This window comes from Pseudomonas sp. Pse79 (genome assembly GCF_024519615.1).
GTDB classification, from domain to species: Bacteria; Pseudomonadota; Gammaproteobacteria; order Pseudomonadales; family Pseudomonadaceae; genus Aquipseudomonas; species Aquipseudomonas veronii.
Genome location: NZ_JALJRR010000007.1, coordinates 124,497 through 140,494 on the forward strand (window position 1 = coordinate 124,497; position 15,998 = coordinate 140,494).

The 15,998-nt window shown below is 57.9% G+C and carries 17 protein-coding genes; 3 read left to right on the forward strand and 14 right to left on the reverse strand.

What is annotated here, in order from left to right; all coding sequences use genetic code 11:
* Nucleotides 1-5 precede the first annotated feature (5 nt).
* From NR164_RS11420 to rpmH, 14 genes are all read right to left on the reverse strand, one after another.
* Nucleotides 6-542, reverse strand: coding sequence for a F0F1 ATP synthase subunit delta (locus tag NR164_RS11420; RefSeq protein WP_017848934.1), 537 nt, complete (start codon nucleotides 540-542; stop codon nucleotides 6-8).
* A 12-nt stretch (nucleotides 543-554) separates the two neighbouring features.
* Complete coding sequence (locus NR164_RS11425; RefSeq protein WP_015886647.1) at nucleotides 555-1,025, reverse strand: F0F1 ATP synthase subunit B; 471 nt, start codon at nucleotides 1,023-1,025, stop codon at nucleotides 555-557.
* Between the two features lie 57 nt (nucleotides 1,026-1,082).
* Nucleotides 1,083-1,340 (reverse strand): F0F1 ATP synthase subunit C, encoded by a 258-nt coding sequence (gene atpE, locus NR164_RS11430; RefSeq protein WP_002555987.1) that lies wholly within the window; start codon nucleotides 1,338-1,340, stop codon nucleotides 1,083-1,085.
* Nucleotides 1,341-1,473: 133 nt separating this feature from the next.
* Nucleotides 1,474-2,343: a F0F1 ATP synthase subunit A gene (atpB, locus tag NR164_RS11435; RefSeq protein ID WP_017848936.1), complete on the reverse strand. Its 870-nt coding sequence runs from the start codon at nucleotides 2,341-2,343 to the stop codon at nucleotides 1,474-1,476.
* Between the two features lie 16 nt (nucleotides 2,344-2,359).
* Nucleotides 2,360-2,767 carry a F0F1 ATP synthase subunit I gene (locus NR164_RS11440; RefSeq protein WP_026140275.1) on the reverse strand — a complete coding sequence of 136 codons (408 nt, stop codon included), beginning with the start codon at nucleotides 2,765-2,767 and terminating at the stop codon, nucleotides 2,360-2,362.
* A 148-nt stretch (nucleotides 2,768-2,915) separates the two neighbouring features.
* The gene (locus NR164_RS11445) at nucleotides 2,916-3,788 is read right to left on the reverse strand and encodes a ParB/RepB/Spo0J family partition protein (protein WP_017848938.1); all 873 of its coding nucleotides are present in this window, start codon (nucleotides 3,786-3,788) and stop codon (nucleotides 2,916-2,918) included.
* A 9-nt stretch (nucleotides 3,789-3,797) separates the two neighbouring features.
* Nucleotides 3,798-4,595, reverse strand: coding sequence for a ParA family protein (locus NR164_RS11450; protein ID WP_016978715.1), 798 nt, complete (start codon nucleotides 4,593-4,595; stop codon nucleotides 3,798-3,800).
* 18 nt (nucleotides 4,596-4,613) lie between these two features.
* On the reverse strand, nucleotides 4,614-5,258 hold the full coding sequence (gene rsmG / locus NR164_RS11455) for a 16S rRNA (guanine(527)-N(7))-methyltransferase RsmG (protein WP_026140276.1): 645 nt from the start codon (nucleotides 5,256-5,258) through the stop codon (nucleotides 4,614-4,616).
* Nucleotides 5,255-7,147, reverse strand: a complete 1,893-nt coding sequence (gene mnmG / locus NR164_RS11460; protein ID WP_057004955.1) for a tRNA uridine-5-carboxymethylaminomethyl(34) synthesis enzyme MnmG — start codon at nucleotides 7,145-7,147, stop codon at nucleotides 5,255-5,257. The genes rsmG and mnmG overlap by 4 nt, the downstream gene beginning before the upstream one ends.
* 551 nt (nucleotides 7,148-7,698) lie before the next feature.
* Nucleotides 7,699-9,069, reverse strand: a complete 1,371-nt coding sequence (gene mnmE, locus NR164_RS11465) for a tRNA uridine-5-carboxymethylaminomethyl(34) synthesis GTPase MnmE (RefSeq protein WP_017848941.1) — start codon at nucleotides 9,067-9,069, stop codon at nucleotides 7,699-7,701.
* A gap of 79 nt (nucleotides 9,070-9,148) precedes the next feature.
* Nucleotides 9,149-10,831, reverse strand: a complete 1,683-nt coding sequence (gene yidC, locus NR164_RS11470) for a membrane protein insertase YidC (RefSeq protein ID WP_046381578.1) — start codon at nucleotides 10,829-10,831, stop codon at nucleotides 9,149-9,151.
* A 2-nt stretch (nucleotides 10,832-10,833) separates the two neighbouring features.
* Entirely contained in the window at nucleotides 10,834-11,079 is a 246-nt protein-coding gene (yidD, locus tag NR164_RS11475) for a membrane protein insertion efficiency factor YidD (RefSeq protein ID WP_003213574.1), read from the reverse strand.
* Complete coding sequence (gene rnpA / locus NR164_RS11480; RefSeq protein WP_010565857.1) at nucleotides 11,072-11,476, reverse strand: ribonuclease P protein component; 405 nt, start codon at nucleotides 11,474-11,476, stop codon at nucleotides 11,072-11,074. The genes yidD and rnpA overlap by 8 nt, the downstream gene beginning before the upstream one ends.
* Nucleotides 11,477-11,492: 16 nt before the next feature.
* A complete protein-coding gene (gene rpmH / locus NR164_RS11485; protein WP_003213577.1) occupies nucleotides 11,493-11,627 on the reverse strand; it encodes a 50S ribosomal protein L34 in 135 nt (44 codons plus the stop codon).
* Nucleotides 11,628-12,212: 585 nt separating this feature from the next.
* Between rpmH and dnaA the strand changes: the two genes are divergently transcribed.
* From dnaA to recF, 3 genes are read left to right on the forward strand one after another with little or no spacing between them, the layout of a single operon-like run.
* Nucleotides 12,213-13,730 (forward strand): chromosomal replication initiator protein DnaA, encoded by a 1,518-nt coding sequence (dnaA, locus tag NR164_RS11490; protein WP_026140277.1) that lies wholly within the window; start codon nucleotides 12,213-12,215, stop codon nucleotides 13,728-13,730.
* A 38-nt stretch (nucleotides 13,731-13,768) separates the two neighbouring features.
* Nucleotides 13,769-14,872: a DNA polymerase III subunit beta gene (gene dnaN / locus NR164_RS11495; RefSeq protein WP_017848945.1), complete on the forward strand. Its 1,104-nt coding sequence runs from the start codon at nucleotides 13,769-13,771 to the stop codon at nucleotides 14,870-14,872.
* 20 nt (nucleotides 14,873-14,892) lie between these two features.
* The gene (recF, locus tag NR164_RS11500; protein ID WP_010565854.1) at nucleotides 14,893-15,996 is read left to right on the forward strand and encodes a DNA replication/repair protein RecF; all 1,104 of its coding nucleotides are present in this window, start codon (nucleotides 14,893-14,895) and stop codon (nucleotides 15,994-15,996) included.
* Nucleotides 15,997-15,998: the final 2 nt, after the last annotated feature.

Genomic DNA, 15,998 nt, shown 5'->3' on the forward strand with positions numbered 1-15,998 from the left:
CAAACTCAAGATTTCAATGCTTCGGCAAGGCTCGCGAGTTTGCCGCGAACCGAGCCATCGATAACCAGGTCGCCGGCGCGAATGACAATGCCCCCAATGAGGGATTTGTCTTCCGCAACTTGCAGGCGCACTTCCCGGTCGAGTCGTGCACTGAGAACCTTGGCGAGTTTGTCTTGCTGTTCTTGGTTCAATGCAAAAGCACTGGTCACTTCAACGTCTACCGACTTCTCTTGCTCGGCCTTGAACAGGTCGAACAGAGCGGCAATCTCCGGCAGAAGCGGGAGACGGTCGTTTTCGGCAACGACGTGAATGAAGTTCTGCACTTTCACATCGAACTTGTCGCCGCACACGTCAATAAACGTGGCGGCCTTGTCTGCGCTCGTCAGGCGCGGGGCCTTGAGCACGCGCTGCATGGTGTCGTCTTGCGACACTGCTGCAGCCAGGCCGAGCATGGCTGACCAAGAGGCCAGCTGCTGGTGGGCCTGGGCGTGCTCGAAGGCTGCCTTAGCGTAAGGTCGGGCCAACGTGGTCAGTTCTGCCATGATCGCCCTCGCTTAAATTTCAGCAGCCAGTTTATTAACCAGCTCCGCGTGCGCGTTTTGATCGATTGTGGCACCGAGGATCTTCTCGGCACCGCCGACCGCCAGAGCACCCAGTTGGGCACGCAGCGCGTCTTTGACGCCGTTCAGTTCCTGTTCGATCTCGGCATGAGCCGAAGCCTTCACACGATCAGCTTCGACGCGGGCTTTTTCAACAGCCTCTTCGACGATCTGGTTGCCGCGCTTCTTGGCTTGCTCAATGATTTCAGCTGCCTGTGCTTTAGCATCGCGCAGTTGATGACCCACTTTCTCTTGGGCCAACTCCAGGTCGCGAGCTGCACGGCTGGCAGCGTCCAAACCATCCGCGATCTTCTTCTGACGTTCGTGCAAAGCCGCGATGACCGGAGGCCACACGAACTTCATGCAAAACACTACAAAAATGAAGAACGCAACGGATTGGCCAATCAGGGTTGCATTAATGTTCACGCCAACACCTCGCTCATTCGTTGTCCATCACCCCAATCAACTCGAAAATTCGAGTGATTAGCCAGCGAGTTGACCAACGAAGGGGTTCGCGAAGGTGAAGAACAGAGCGATACCAACGCCGATCATGGTCACGGCGTCGAGCAGGCCGGCGACGATGAACATTTTAACTTGCAGCATTGGAACCATTTCTGGCTGACGCGCTGCGCCTTCCAGGAATTTGCCGCCAAGCAGGCCGAAACCAATGGCAGTACCCAGGGCGCCCAGGCCGATCAACAGTGCAACAGCGATAGCGGTTAGACCAACTACAGTTTCCATCTTTCCTCCCGACTTTTACGTCGTATGGTTTAGGTTTTTTAGATTTTAAAGCGGTAAAACAAATCGTTTCATAGCCCTTTCAGGCCACCTTCCCGTTTTACCGGGAAGGACATCAGACTAGTCGAGACTGGCCTTAATGGTTCTCTTCGTGCGCCATCGACAGGTAGACGATGGTCAGCATCATGAAGATAAACGCCTGCAGGGTGATGATCAGGATGTGGAACACAGCCCACGCCCACTGCAGAACAACGCCCAGGCCGCTAAGCCAGAGCAGACCGCTGCCGAACATCACAGCAATCAGAATGAACACCAGCTCGCCGGCATACATGTTGCCGAACAGTCGCAAGGCCAGGGAGATCGGCTTGGCGACCAGGGTCACGAATTCCAGCAGGAAGTTCACCGGGATCAGCAGGGCTTGAACGAAGATGTTCTTGCTGCCGAACGGGTGCAGGGTCAGTTCGCCGATGAAGCCGCCGATGCCCTTGACCTTGATGCTGTAGAAAATGATCAACGCGAACACCGACAGGGCCATGCCCAGGGTGGCGTTAGGGTCAGTGGTGGACACCGCACGGAATGGAATGTGGTGATCGCCAGTGATCAGGATGGCCAGCTGAGGAATCCAGTCGACCGGAATCAGGTCGACGGCGTTCATCAGGAACACCCAGACGAAGATGGTCAGTGCCAGCGGTGCAATCACCGGGCTACGGCCATGGAAGCTGTCTTTCACGCTGCCATCGACGAATTCGACCAATACTTCAACGAAGTTCTGCAGGGCACCCGGTTGACCGGAAGTCGCCTTCTTTGCCGCCATGCGGAAAATCAGGACGAAAATCAGACCCAATGCGACCGACCAGCCCAGAGTATCCAGGTGGAAAGCCCAGAAGCCCATTTCTTTGGCTTCTGCTGCGGTGTGGGCGAAGCCCCAGCCGCCGTTGGGAAGCTGACCGAAGGTCAGGTTCTGCAAGTGGTGCTGGATATAGCCCGAAGCGGTTGTTTCTGCCATGGTTGCCTCAAACGCCCTAAGGTTTCGAAAGTCTTGTTTTCATTAGCAGGGGAGCGAACCAGCTGACCAGTTGGGTCAACACGAAGACGCTGAATACAGCCAGCGGCGCCAATGGCTTCACACCTGCAAAGGTCAGTGCAAACAGCACTGCCGTCAAAATCAATTTCCCCGCCTCGCCGGCATAAAAAGACCGGACGATGGCCTGGGCTGCTCGGGCGCCGGAAAACCGAAAGGCCCTGTGAGCAAAATACATATTGGGCAGCAAGGCTATCAGGCCTCCGCAGAGTCCCGAGTATCCCGCTACGACTCCATGCCAATACCAAAGCGCCAGTGCGGCGATCAGCAAAATGACAAATTGCGCCAATAGAACCGGGAAAACGGCCAAGCGATGGAACGACGACGTGTTTGGCGTGCGGGTTTCCACCACTCTTGCTCCTCAATGGTCGGCTGCCGGAAATCAATAACTTGGCATAATTTGTGCCGACAAAATGCGCGCAGAGTATAGGGGCGGTTCTGCCCCTATTCAACTGTCAGGTAGTGATTTCCGATCACACGCTACATAAGCAATTGTTTCAGCGGATGTGGGCAAGAACACCCTGAAGCTCATCTAGCGAGTTATAGCCGATGACCAGTTGGCCTTTACCCTTCTTGCCATGCCGAATTTGCACCGCAGAGCCCAGGCGCTCGGCCAGGCGCTGTTCGAGACGCGCGATATCCGGATCAGTTTTGACCGCTTCGACCGGTGCAGGTTTGCCACTGAGCCACTGTCGAACCAGGGCCTCGGTCTGACGAACGGTGAGACCCCGTGCGACAACGTGTCGCGCCCCTTCAACCTGTTGATTTTCCGGTAAACCGAGCAAAGCACGCGCATGCCCCATTTCGAGGTCGCCATGGGAAAGCATCGTCTTGATGACTTCCGGCAGTGCAATCAGGCGCAGCAGGTTGGACACGGTCACGCGGGATTTACCCACGGCATCGGCCACTTGTTGCTGGGTCAACTGGAATTCCTGCTGCAAACGCTGCAAAGCGATCGCTTCTTCGATCGGATTGAGGTCTTCGCGCTGGATGTTCTCGATCAACGCCATGGCGATGGCGGTTTCATCCGGCACATCGCGCACCATCGCCGGGATGGTTTCCTTGCCGGCCTGTTGGCTCGCGCGCCAGCGGCGTTCGCCGGCGATGATTTCAAAGCGGCCGGCGCCGATCGGGCGGACCACGATCGGCTGCATCACGCCCTGGGCCTTGATCGAGTTGGCCAGTTCTTCCAGCGCCTGCGGGTCCATGTCCCGGCGCGGCTGGTATTTGCCGCGCTGGATCAGGTCCAGCGGCAGGTGCTGCAGCTCGCGCTCGTCGGCCTGTACCGCTTGTTCTTCAAGGGTCGTGACAGTCGGACCACTCAGCAGTGCATCCAGTCCACGTCCGAGACCTCGTTTCTTGACGGCCATGGGGTTTCCTTAAGTTGGCTGGGCTGCAGCGGTACGGGAGTTGCGGCGTTGACGACGAACCATCTCGCCGGCCAATGCCAGGTAGGCAATGGCGCCACGCGAGGACTTGTCATACGCCAGCGCGGGCATGCCATAGCTTGGCGCTTCGGCCAGGCGGATGTTGCGTGGGATCACGGTGTCGTACAGCTGATCGCCGAAGTGTTCCTTGAGCTGCGCCGACACATCGTTCATCAGGCTCAGGCGCGGATCGAACATGGTCCGCAGCAGGCCTTCGATCTGCAGGTTCGGGTTGAGCAGTTCGGCGATGCGCTTGATGTTATCCACAAGGTCGCTCAAGCCTTCCAGTGCGTAGTACTCGCACTGCATGGGGATAATCACGCCATCGGCGGCCACCAGCGCATTGAGCGTCAGCATCGACAGCGACGGCGGGCAGTCGATCAAGATGTAATCGTAATTCTCGCGGATCGGCGCCAAGGCGCTGCGCAGACGGCTTTCTTTCATCTGCATTTCCAGCAGCACCACTTCCGCCGCCGTCAGGTCGCGGTTGGCCGGCAGCAGTTGATAACCGCCGTGTTCGGAATAGTGCATGGCCTGGGCCAGGTCGCACTCGCCGATCAGCAAGTCGTAGACCGAGTTTTCCAGGCCGTGTTTATCCACACCGCTACCCATGGTGGCGTTGCCCTGTGGATCGAGATCGATCAACAGCACCCGGCGCTTGGTCGCGACCAGGGATGCTGCGAGGTTGATGCAGGTGGTGGTTTTACCCACGCCACCTTTCTGGTTCGCTATCGCGAATACCTTAGCCATTCTTGCTTGTGTTCCCAATCATGCCGTGCGGCGCAGTATCAGCAGATGGCGTTGGCCTTGGCAACCGGGTACGGCCAAGGCGTGTTCGCTATCGAGGTGGAAGTCTGCCGGCAATGCTAACAGCTCGTCGCTTGGATGAACGCCCTTCATTGCCAGCCAACGTGTGTCGCGGTCGCCTAAGTGGCGGGTCCAGTTGCTGAAATTCTCCATGCTGCTGAAAGCCCGGGAAACAATTCCGTTGAAAGGCTGCGGCGGCGTGAAGGCTTCGACGCGACTGTGGATAACTTGCAGGTTGTCCAGCTTCAATTCGAGTTTGACCTGGGTCAGGAAGCGGGTCTTCTTGCCGTTACTGTCCAGGCAGGTCACTTGCGACTCGGGAAACAGGATAGCGAGCGGAATGCCAGGCATCCCGCCGCCGCTGCCGACGTCGAGCCAGCGGCCGTTTTCGATGAACGGCATCACGCTCAGGCTGTCGAGCAAGTGGCGCGAGACCATTTCGTCGGGGTCGCGCACCGCCGTCAGGTTGTAAGCCTTGTTCCATTTGATCAACAGGGCCAGGTAGCCGAGCAGCAACTCGTGCTGGGCGGGGCTCAGGTCGACACCCAACTGGCGTGCTCCTGTGGATAACTCTTCGGCGTGTTGCGAGGTGACCAACGAACTCAAGCGCTTTGCTCCAACTGACGGCCCGCGCCGCGTTTTTTCAAATGAATCATCAACAGCGAAATGGCTGCCGGGGTGACACCGGGGATCCGTGAAGCCTGGCCCAGGGTTTCCGGGCGAGTTATCCCCAGCTTGCTTTGGATTTCTTTCGACAGCCCGGAAATCCCGGTGTAATCGATATCCACAGGCAGCTTGGTGTCTTCACTGGCGCGCAGGCGAGCGATCTCGTCCTGCTGGCGATCGATATAACCGGCGTACTTGGTTTTGATCTCGACCTGTTCGGCGACCTGCGGATCGTCTGCGCCGCCGCCGGTCACTTCAATCAGACCAGCGTAGTCGATTTCCGGACGGGACAGCAGGTTCAGCAGGTTGTACTCGTGGGTCAGCGGCGTGCCGAATTTTTCGGCGATCGCGTCGCCCTGCTCGGTACCCGGGCGAACCCAGGTGCTTTTCAGGCGCTGCTCTTCCAGGTCGATACTTTCACGTTTCTTGCAGAAAGCCGCCCAACGCGCGTCATCCACCAGGCCCAACTCGCGGCCTTTTTCGGTCAGGCGCAGGTCGGCGTTGTCTTCGCGCAGGATCAGACGGTATTCCGCTCGCGAAGTGAACATCCGGTACGGTTCCTGGGTACCCAGGGTGATCAGGTCGTCGACCAACACGCCGATATACGCTTCATCGCGACGCGGGCACCAGCTGTCTTTGCCCTGCGCGCGCAACGCGGCGTTGGCCCCGGCCAGCAAACCTTGGGCGCCGGCTTCTTCGTAACCGGTGGTGCCATTGATTTGTCCGGCGAAGAACAGACCGCCGATCACTTTGGTTTCCAGGCTGTATTTCAGGTCACGCGGGTCGAAGTAGTCGTACTCGATGGCGTAGCCGGGACGCACGATGTGCGCGTTTTCCATGCCGCGAATCGATTGCACGATCTGGATTTGCACGTCGAACGGCAGGGAAGTGGAAATCCCGTTCGGGTACAGCTCGTGAGTGGTCAAGCCTTCGGGCTCGATGAAGACCTGGTGGCTTTCCTTGTCGGCAAAGCGGTGGATCTTGTCTTCGATCGACGGGCAGTAACGCGGGCCGATGCCTTCGATCACCCCGGAATACATCGGCGAACGGTCGAGGTTCGCGGCAATGATTTCGTGGGTACGCGCATTGGTGTGGGTAATCCAGCAGCTCACCTGTTTCGGGTGCTGCTCTTTCGAACCCATGAACGACATCACCGGAATCGGCGTATCGCCGGCCTGCTCGGTCATCACCGAGAAGTCCACCGAACGCCCATCGATCCGCGGCGGCGTACCGGTTTTCAGGCGACCGACCCGCAGCGGCAGTTCGCGCAGGCGTTGTGCCAGGGCAATCGACGGCGGATCGCCGGCGCGGCCACCGGAATAGTTCTGCATGCCGATGTGGATAAGTCCACCGAGGAACGTGCCGGTGGTCAACACCACGGATTCAGCGAAGAAACGCAGGCCCATCTGGGTGACAACACCGCGGACCTGGTCTTGTTCGACGATCAGGTCATCGGCTGCCTGTTGAAATATCCACAGGTTCGCCTGGTTTTCCAGGGTTTCGCGTACCGCCGCCTTGTACAGGATGCGGTCAGCTTGTGCCCGGGTCGCACGCACGGCTGGGCCTTTGCGGCTGTTCAGCACACGAAATTGAATACCCCCTTTGTCGGTGGCCATGGCCATCGCGCCGCCAAGGGCGTCGATTTCCTTGACCAGATGGCTTTTGCCGATGCCGCCAATGGCAGGGTTGCAACTCATGGCACCAAGGGTTTCCACGTTGTGCGTCAGCAACAGGGTTTTTGCACCCATGCGTGCTGAGGCCAGTGCTGCCTCGGTACCGGCATGACCGCCGCCGATGACGATCACTTCAAAACGGGAAGGGAAATCCACCACGCACCTCGTGCCTGCTTATGTAGGTAATTAGGAATTGATTGATTGAGCTGGTTTTAGAGCTTTGGCGGCCAGTATAGGGACTTAGCCCTTCCTAAAGAACCCTTTGCACAAAATTTAACCAGCTGTGGATGAATCACAGACAATAGAAATTAAAAGAGAGAAAGATATTAAATCTTTGTTTTTATGTTTATTTATACTGAGCCTACTTTCTGTGGATAGATTGCTACAGCCCTTTATTTACGTAATGTACAGAGATTCAAAAGTCTGTGGTCATGTGTCCATGAGCGGCGTGGATAAGTGCTTTAAGCCTGTGGATTAAACAGGCGGTTATCCACAGAGGGGTTTTCGCTCAGGTTTCAAGCCCTGTTATCAACCGGGCACAGGCGCGGTTATTCACAGGGCTTAATCCACAGAAATTGCTGCGCCAACGCAAATCGCGCCCACGGCGAGGCCACCAATGGCTGGCTCAGGAATGCAGAAAGAGAGGAAATCGGCTGAAACAAGAGAAACAGACAGGCACGAATGGCCTGTCTGTGGACAACGAAGGTCTATTTACCGATACAGAAGCTGGAAAAGATCCGCCCCAGCAGGTCATCCGAGCTGAATGCCCCGGTGATCTCGCCCAATAGCTGCTGCGCCTGGCGTAAATCCTCAGCCAGCAGCTCACCGGCGCCTGCCAAGGTCAGCTGCGCCCGACCATGCTCCAGGGCCGCGCTGGCATGGCGCAGCGCCTCCAGGTGCCTGCGACGGGCGCTGAAGCTGCTTTCCGACGTCTGCTCATAGCCCATGCAGGCTTTGAGGTGTTCGCGCAGCAACTCCAGGCCATCACCGGCCGACTTGGCACTCAGGCTGATCGTGACGTGGCCATCCTCGCTGGTTTCCATGGCAATGGCTTCGCCAGTCAGGTCGGCCTTGTTGCGGATCAAGGTGACTTTGGCCGGGTCGGGCCGTTGCTCGAGGAATTCCGGCCACAGGGCGAAAGGGTCCACCGCCTCCGGCGCAGTGGCGTCTACCACCAGCAGCACGCGGTCGGCTTCGCCGATGGCCTTGAGGGCGCGTTCCACGCCGATCTTTTCCACCTGGTCGTCGGTGTCACGCAGCCCGGCCGTATCGACGACGTGCAGCGGCATGCCGTCGATGTGGATATGTTCGCGCAGGATATCCCGGGTGGTGCCGGCAATCTCGGTGACGATCGCTGCTTCACGGCCCGCCAGGGCATTGAGCAGGCTGGATTTGCCCGCGTTGGGGCGCCCGGCAATCACCACGGTCATGCCGTCGCGCAACAACGCGCCCTGCCCGGCTTCGCGCAGCACTGTGGATAACTCGTCGCGGACTTTATCCAGCATCGCCAATACATGGCCATCGGCGAGGAAGTCGATTTCTTCTTCCGGAAAATCAATCGCCGCCTCCACATAGATGCGCAGGCTGATCAGTTGCTCGGTCAAGTTATGCACGCGCAGGGAAAACGCACCCTGCAGTGAGCGCAAGGCGTTGCGCGCCGCCTGTGCAGAACTGGCCTCGATCAAATCGGCAATGGCTTCGGCCTGGGCCAGGTCGAGCTTGTCGTTGAGGAATGCACGCTCGCTGAATTCTCCCGGCCGGGCCAGGCGACAGCCCAGTTGCAGGCAGCGCTGCAGCAGCATATCCAGCACGACGGGGCCTCCGTGGCCCTGCAATTCAAGGACATCTTCACCGGTAAAGGAATTCGGCCCCGGGAAATAGAGGGCCAGGCCTTCGTCCAGCACCTGGTTATCCGCATCCAGAAACGCGCCGTAATGGGCGTAGCGCGGTTTCAACTCACGACCGCTGATGGCCTTGGCAGCCATGCCGGCGAGCGGCCCGGAAATTCGAACGATACCGACACCGCCGCGACCTTGGGCGGTAGCGACAGCAGCGATGGTTTCACGAGGAGCGCTCATCAGCAGGTTCCAGAACAAAAGTGACGGAAAGCAAAACGCCCCACTAGGGGGCGTCTTGAGTGGTTATCCACAGAGTAAGTTACGCCGCGGCTTTTTTGGTAGCCGCTTCGATCTTACGTGTGATGTACCACTGTTGAGAGATCGACAACACGTTGTTGACCACCCAGTACAGCACCAGACCAGCCGGGAACCACAGGAAGAAGAAGGTGAAGATGATTGGCATCATTTTCATTACCTTGGCCTGCATCGGATCCGGCGGAGTCGGGTTCAGGCGCTGCTGGATGAACATGGTCGCGCCCATGATGATCGGCAGGATAAAGAACGGGTCTTTGATCGACAGGTCAGTTATCCACAGCATGAACGGTGCCTGGCGCATTTCCACGCTTTCCAGGAGTACCCAGTACAGCGACAGGAATACCGGCATCTGCACCAGAATCGGCAAGCATCCACCCAGCGGGTTGATCTTCTCTTTCTTGTACAGCTCCATCATGGCCTGCGACATTTTCTGCCGGTCGTCGCCATGTTGTTCTTTCAGCGCGGCCAGTTTCGGGGCCACGGCACGCATGCGCGCCATCGACTTGTAACTGGCGGCCGACAGTGGGAAGAAGATCCCCTTGATCAGCATCGTCAGGAAGATGATCGAGAAGCCCCAGTTGCCGACGATGCTGTGGATATGTTGCAGCAGCCAGAAGATCGGCTGGGCAATGAACCACAGGATGCCGTAATCCACAGTCAGTTCCAGACCTGGGGATAACTCTTTGAGCACTGCCTGGCTTTTCGGGCCGGCGTACAGGGTCGCGGTGGTTTCAGCCTTGGCGCCTGGAGCAACGGTCAACGTCGGGCCAGTAAAGCCGATGATGTAGTTGCCCTGGCTGTCCTTGCGGGTTTGCACCAGGTTGGCTTCACCCTTGTTCGGGATCCACGCGGTCACGAAGTAGTGTTGCAACCAGGCAACCCAACCACCTTGGACGGTTTCTTTCAGCGCGCCCTTGTCGATATCTTTCATCGACACTTTTTTGTACGGCTCGTTACTTGTCCACAGGGCGGCGCCCAGGTAAGTCGCGGTGCCGGTGGCAGTGCTGGAAGAAGGATCGGCGCTGCCATCACGCTTGAGCTGGGCAAACAGGTTGCCGCTCCACGCTTTGTCGCTTTCGTTGTCGATCAGGTAAGTGACCTTCAAGTCGTACAAACCGCGGGTGAAGCTGAAGCGTTTGATGTAATTGACGCCGTCGAGGCTGAATTTCAGGTCGACGTTCAACTGGTTCTGGCCGTCAGCCAGTTGATAAGTCTTCTGTTCGGTCGAATAAACCGGACGACCGGTAGCACGCGCATCCGGACCGTTGGTGCCGGTCAGGCCGCTTTGTGCCAGATAAACGCGTTCGCCGCCGTTATCGAACAGCTGGAACGGAACATCCGGATGGTCTTGGCGACGTGGATACAGCGGCAGTTTCAGCTGCGCGATATCACCACCTTGTGGATCGATAGCCAGGTCGAGCACATCCGTTTTCACATGGATGAGGTCTTTATTGGTGACAACTGGCGTTTCTACAGGGGCGCTTGTCTCGCCATTCGCGCTGGGAACATCGGCACTCGCGGACGCATTGTTACCCAGCGGGGTGTCCGGAATAGCCGGCGCAGCCTGATTGGCAGCAACATTCTGAGTCGGCAGGGCAGCTTGGCCGTAGTCCTGGTTCCACTTAAGAACCATGACGTAGGACACGATTGCCAGGGCGACGATCAGGATCGTGCGTTTAATATCCATGATTACTCGGCCATCGAAGAAGAACGGGAGGTAGGGATAGGTGGAACCGGGTCATAACCACCGGGATTCCACGGATGACAGCGACCTAAACGACGAAAGGTCAGCCAGCCACCGCGCAGAAGACCATGATTTTCTATGGCCTCTAACGCGTAGCAGGAACAACTGGGGTAGAAACGACAGTGGTTGGCCATCAGAGGACTAATGGCATAGCGGTAAAACTGGATCGGAACGAGTGCCAGTTTACGCATCAAGGCTGTCTACCCCTACAGTTTCGGTGCTGACTGCTGGTGCTGGTTTGTTGGTACGCGCCAGACGTTTCCAGAGCTTGCCGAAATGCTGAATCAATTCGGGGTTTTCTACGTCCCCCAAGCCTTTGCGCGCGACGATAACAATATCCCAACCAACCAGAGTGTCCTGGTGGAGGCGAAACGATTCGCGCATCAGACGCTTGAGGCGATTGCGCTCAACGGAGAGCTTTACGCTCTTCTTGCCGATCACCAACCCGAGACGGGGGTGATCCAGATCGTTGTTACGCGCAAGGAGCAGGAGATTTTTCCCCGGAACCTTGCCGGTGGGGGAGTCAAAGACTGCCTTGAAGTGTCGGGGGGTAAGCAGACGCTTTTCCCGACTGAAGTCCTGACTCACCACCAGTACCGGATTATCAAACTGCCAGACGCGCACGACCTTTGGCGCGGCGACGCGACAGGACAGCACGGCCGTTCTTGGTAGCCATGCGAGCACGGAAGCCGTGGGTACGGGCGCGTTTGATGGTGCTTGGTTGGAAAGTACGTTTCATGGCGTTGTTACCTGGTTCGTCCACAACGGGCCGGAATGGCCCCCGTTTTAAGAGACCGGCGATTCTAGAGAAAGCAAGCCTCTAGGTCAATTTCCAACCAGCTTTTCCTTCAATTAGATCTTTACAGGCAATCCGCCCTTTTTTGTCCAGCGAGCTTCCAAGGGCAATGCCATAGATATAAAAATAAAGAAGGAAGTTATTTAAAGCTTTTCTGTAAAGCTTATAAAAGCTAGGCAGGCATTCCTCTGTGGATAACTGCCTTTAGGCCTTATTCCACGTGATGTACAGAGAATGACAACACGGGGGAGAAACGGTGCTCTGCCTGTGCTGCGCTGTCGGATAAGCTGTGGGTGGAATGGGTTGTTATCCACAGGCCAGTTACCCACAGACTTTCGACCCCACTTGTGCAACGAGCTCAGGGGCGCTTATCCACAGAGCTTATGCACAGACCATTGGTCGCCTTTATTCACGTTAAGGCGTTGATTTTGGCTGGCCTGTGCGCAACCTACATGTGGATAAGTGGGCGGCCGACCGCTACAATGGCGGCTGTTTTTGCCTCACCGGCTTTCAACTTAGGGGATATCCGTGTCAGTGGAACTTTGGCAGCAGTGCGTAGAGCTTTTGCGCGATGAGCTGCCTGCCCAGCAATTCAACACCTGGATCCGTCCGCTACAGGTCGAAGCCGAAGGCGACGAGTTGCGCGTCTACGCACCCAACCGTTTTGTTCTCGACTGGGTCAACGAGAAGTACCTGAGCCGCGTTCTCGAATTGCTCGATGAACATGGCAACGGCCTCGCGCCCGTGCTCTCCTTATTAATAGGCAGCAAACGTAGCTCCGCGCCTCGCGCTGCGCCGAATGCGCCATTGGCGGCTGCCGCGTCGCAAGCCCAGGCGGTGACGGCTCCGGTCAACCACGCGCCGGCTCCCGCGCCGACGCCTTCGAAATCGTCGGCCCAGAAAAACGCGCCGGCCAATGAAGAGCCGTCCCGCGACAGCTTCGATCCGATGGCGGGTGCCAGTTCCCAGCAAGCACCGGTTCGCGCCGAGCAGCGCACCGTGCAGGTCGAAGGCGCGCTCAAGCACACCAGCTACCTGAACCGCACCTTTACCTTTGAGAACTTCGTCGAGGGTAAATCCAACCAGCTGGCCCGCGCGGCCGCCTGGCAAGTCGCCGACAACCCCAAGCACGGTTACAACCCGCTGTTCCTTTATGGTGGTGTTGGCCTGGGTAAGACGCACTTGATGCACGCGGTGGGTAACCATCTATTAAAGAAGAACCCGAATGCCAAGGTCGTGTACCTGCACTCGGAGCGCTTCGTGGCTGACATGGTCAAGGCCCTGCAGCTCAACGCTATCAACGAGTTCAAGCGGTTCTACCGTTCCGTGGATGCCTTGCTGATCGATGACATTCAATTCTTCGCGCGCAAGGAACGTTCCCAGGAAGAGTTTTTCCACACCTTCAACGCCCTGCTCGAAGGCGGCCAGCAGGTCATCTTGACCAGCGACCGCTACCCGAAGGAAATCGAAGGCCTGGAAGAACGCTTGAAGTCGCGCTTCGGCTGGGGCCTGACCGTGGCGGTCGAGCCACCGGAGCTGGAAACCCGCGTGGCGATCCTGATGAAAAAGGCCGATCAGGCCAAAGTCGATCTGCCCCACGACGCCGCGTTCTTCATCGCCCAACGCATTCGCTCCAACGTGCGTGAGCTGGAAGGCGCGCTCAAGCGGGTCATCGCGCACTCGCACTTCATGGGCCGCGACATCACCATCGAGCTGATTCGCGAATCCCTGAAAGACCTGCTGGCTCTGCAGGACAAACTGGTGAGTGTGGATAACATCCAACGCACCGTGGCCGAGTACTACAAGATCAAGATTTCCGATCTGCTGTCCAAGCGCCGTTCGCGCTCGGTGGCACGTCCGCGTCAGGTGGCCATGGCACTCTCCAAAGAGTTGACCAACCACAGCCTGCCGGAAATCGGCGATGTCTTCGGTGGTCGCGACCACACCACGGTCTTGCACGCATGCCGCAAGATCAACGAGCTTAAGGAATCCGACGCGGATATTCGCGAGGACTACAAGAACCTGCTGCGTACACTGACTACTTGATGACACCAGCGCAGCTTATTAAGGCAAGGGACTAGACCATGCACTTCACCATTCAACGCGAAGCCCTGTTGAAACCCCTGCAACTGGTCGCAGGCGTCGTCGAGCGCCGACAGACCTTGCCGGTGCTTTCCAACGTATTGCTGGTTGTCGAGGGCCAGCAATTGTCCTTGACCGGCACCGACCTGGAAGTCGAACTGGTGGGTCGCGTTCAGCTGGAAGAGCCCGCTGAACCTGGCGAGATCACCGTGCCCGCGCGCAAGCTGATGGATATCTGCAAAAGCTTGCCCAACGACGCGCTGATCGACATCAAGGTCGATGAGCAGAAGCTGGTGGTCAAGGCCGGCCGCAGTCGCTTCACCTTGTCGACGTTGCCGGCCAATGACTTCCCGACTGTGGAAGAAGGCCCGGGTTCGCTGACCTGCAGCCTGGAGCAAAGCAAACTGCGTCGTTTGATCGAGCGCACTAGCTTCGCCATGGCCCAGCAGGACGTGCGCTATTACCTCAACGGTATGTTGCTGGAAGTGTCGGAAGGCATTATTCGCGCCGTGGCCACCGACGGTCACCGCCTGGCCATGTGTTCGATGAAGGCCGATATCGGTCAGCCGGACCGTCATCAGGTGATCGTGCCGCGCAAAGGTATCCTTGAACTGGCGCGTTTGCTCACCGAGCCGGACGGTATCGTCAGCATCGTCCTGGGCCAGCATCACATCCGCGCCACCACCGGCGAGTTCACCTTCACCTCCAAGCTGGTTGACGGCAAGTTCCCGGATTACGAGCGTGTACTGCCCAAGGGTGGCGACAAGCTGGTGGTCGGTGATCGTCAGGCCCTGCGTGAGGCGTTCAGCCGTACTGCGATTCTGTCCAACGAAAAGTACCGGGGTATTCGCCTGCAATTGGCCAACGGCCAACTGAAAATCCAGGCCAACAACCCGGAACAGGAAGAAGCGGAAGAAGAAGTGGGCGTCGACTACAACGGCGGTTCGCTGGAAATCGGCTTCAACGTGAGCTACTTGCTCGACGTACTGGGTGTGATGACCACCGAACAGGTTCGCCTGATTCTGTCCGACTCCAACAGCAGTGCGCTGGTGCAAGAATCCGACAACGATGACTCGGCTTACGTTGTTATGCCGATGCGTCTGTAATCATGCTCAGCAGAAGCTAGATGTCCCTCAGTCGCGTCTCGGTCACCGCGGTGCGCAATCTGCACCCGGTGACCTTCTCCCCCTCCCCCCGCATCAATATCCTCCATGGCGCCAACGGCAGTGGCAAAACCAGCGTGCTGGAAGCCATCCATTTGTTGGGGCTTGCCCGGTCTTTCCGCAGTGCCCGCCTGTTGCCGGTGATTCAGTACGAACAACTGGCGTGTACGGTGTTTGGCCAGGTCGAGTTGGCTGAAGGTGGCCATAGCAGCCTGGGGATATCCCGTGATCGCGGGGGCGAGTTTCAGATCCGCATCGACGGGCAAAATGCTCGCAGCGCGGCGCAGTTGGCGGAAATCCTGCCGCTGCAACTGATCAACCCCGACAGTTTCCGTTTGCTCGAAGGCGCGCCGAAAATCCGCCGGCAGTTCCTCGATTGGGGAGTGTTCCACGTGGAACCGCGCTTCATGGCCACTTGGCAGCGCCTGCAGAAGGCCTTGCGGCAGCGGAACTCATGGCTGCGGCATGGTACACTTGACGCCGCGTCGCAAGCAGCCTGGGACCGGGAACTGTGCCTGGCCAGCGACGAAATAGATGAATACCGCCGCGCCTATATCAAAGCCTTGAAACCAGTCTTTGAGCAGACCTTGAGTGAGTTGTTGGACCTCGAAGGGCTGACGCTGAGCTACTACCGCGGTTGGGACAAAGAGCGTGAACTGAGTGCAGTGCTCGCCACGTCCTTGCAGCGGGATCAGCAAATCGGCCACACCCAGGCCGGCCCCCAGCGCGCTGATTTGCGTCTTAGGTTAGGCGCACATAATGCCGCGGATATCTTGTCCCGCGGCCAGCAGAAGCTGGTGGTATGTGCATTGCGTATCGCCCAAGGGCATTTGGTTAGCCAGGCCCGGCGCGGTCAATGTATTTATCTGGTGGATGATTTGCCGTCAGAACTCGACGAGCAACACCGCCGAGCGTTATGCCGCTTGTTGGAAGACTTACGCTGCCAGGTGTTTATCACCTGTGTAGACCACGAATTATTGAGGGAAGGCTGGCAGACGGAAACGCCAGTCGCTTTGTTCCACGTGGAACAAGGCCGTATCACCCAGACCCACGACCATCGGGAGTGAAG

Bases quoted from the DNA above. Each gene is read 5' to 3' on its own strand.
- NR164_RS11420 (WP_017848934.1), bottom strand. From the start codon at position 542: ATGGCAGAACTGACCACGTTGGCCCGACCTTACGCTAAGGCAGCCTTC.
- atpE (WP_002555987.1), bottom strand. From the start codon at position 1,340: ATGGAAACTGTAGTTGGTCTAACCGCTATCGCTGTTGCACTGTTGATC.
- atpB (WP_017848936.1), bottom strand. From the start codon at position 2,343: ATGGCAGAAACAACCGCTTCGGGCTATATCCAGCACCACTTGCAGAAC.
- NR164_RS11445 (WP_017848938.1), bottom strand. From the start codon at position 3,788: ATGGCCGTCAAGAAACGAGGTCTCGGACGTGGACTGGATGCACTGCTG.
- NR164_RS11450 (WP_016978715.1), bottom strand. From the start codon at position 4,595: ATGGCTAAGGTATTCGCGATAGCGAACCAGAAAGGTGGCGTGGGTAAA.
- mnmE (WP_017848941.1), bottom strand. From the start codon at position 9,069: ATGAGCGCTCCTCGTGAAACCATCGCTGCTGTCGCTACCGCCCAAGGT.
- yidC (WP_046381578.1), bottom strand. From the start codon at position 10,831: ATGGATATTAAACGCACGATCCTGATCGTCGCCCTGGCAATCGTGTCC.
- yidD (WP_003213574.1), bottom strand. From the start codon at position 11,079: ATGCGTAAACTGGCACTCGTTCCGATCCAGTTTTACCGCTATGCCATT.
- rpmH (WP_003213577.1), bottom strand. From the start codon at position 11,627: ATGAAACGTACTTTCCAACCAAGCACCATCAAACGCGCCCGTACCCAC.
- dnaN (WP_017848945.1), top strand. From the start codon at position 13,769: ATGCACTTCACCATTCAACGCGAAGCCCTGTTGAAACCCCTGCAACTG.
- recF (WP_010565854.1), top strand. From the start codon at position 14,893: ATGTCCCTCAGTCGCGTCTCGGTCACCGCGGTGCGCAATCTGCACCCG.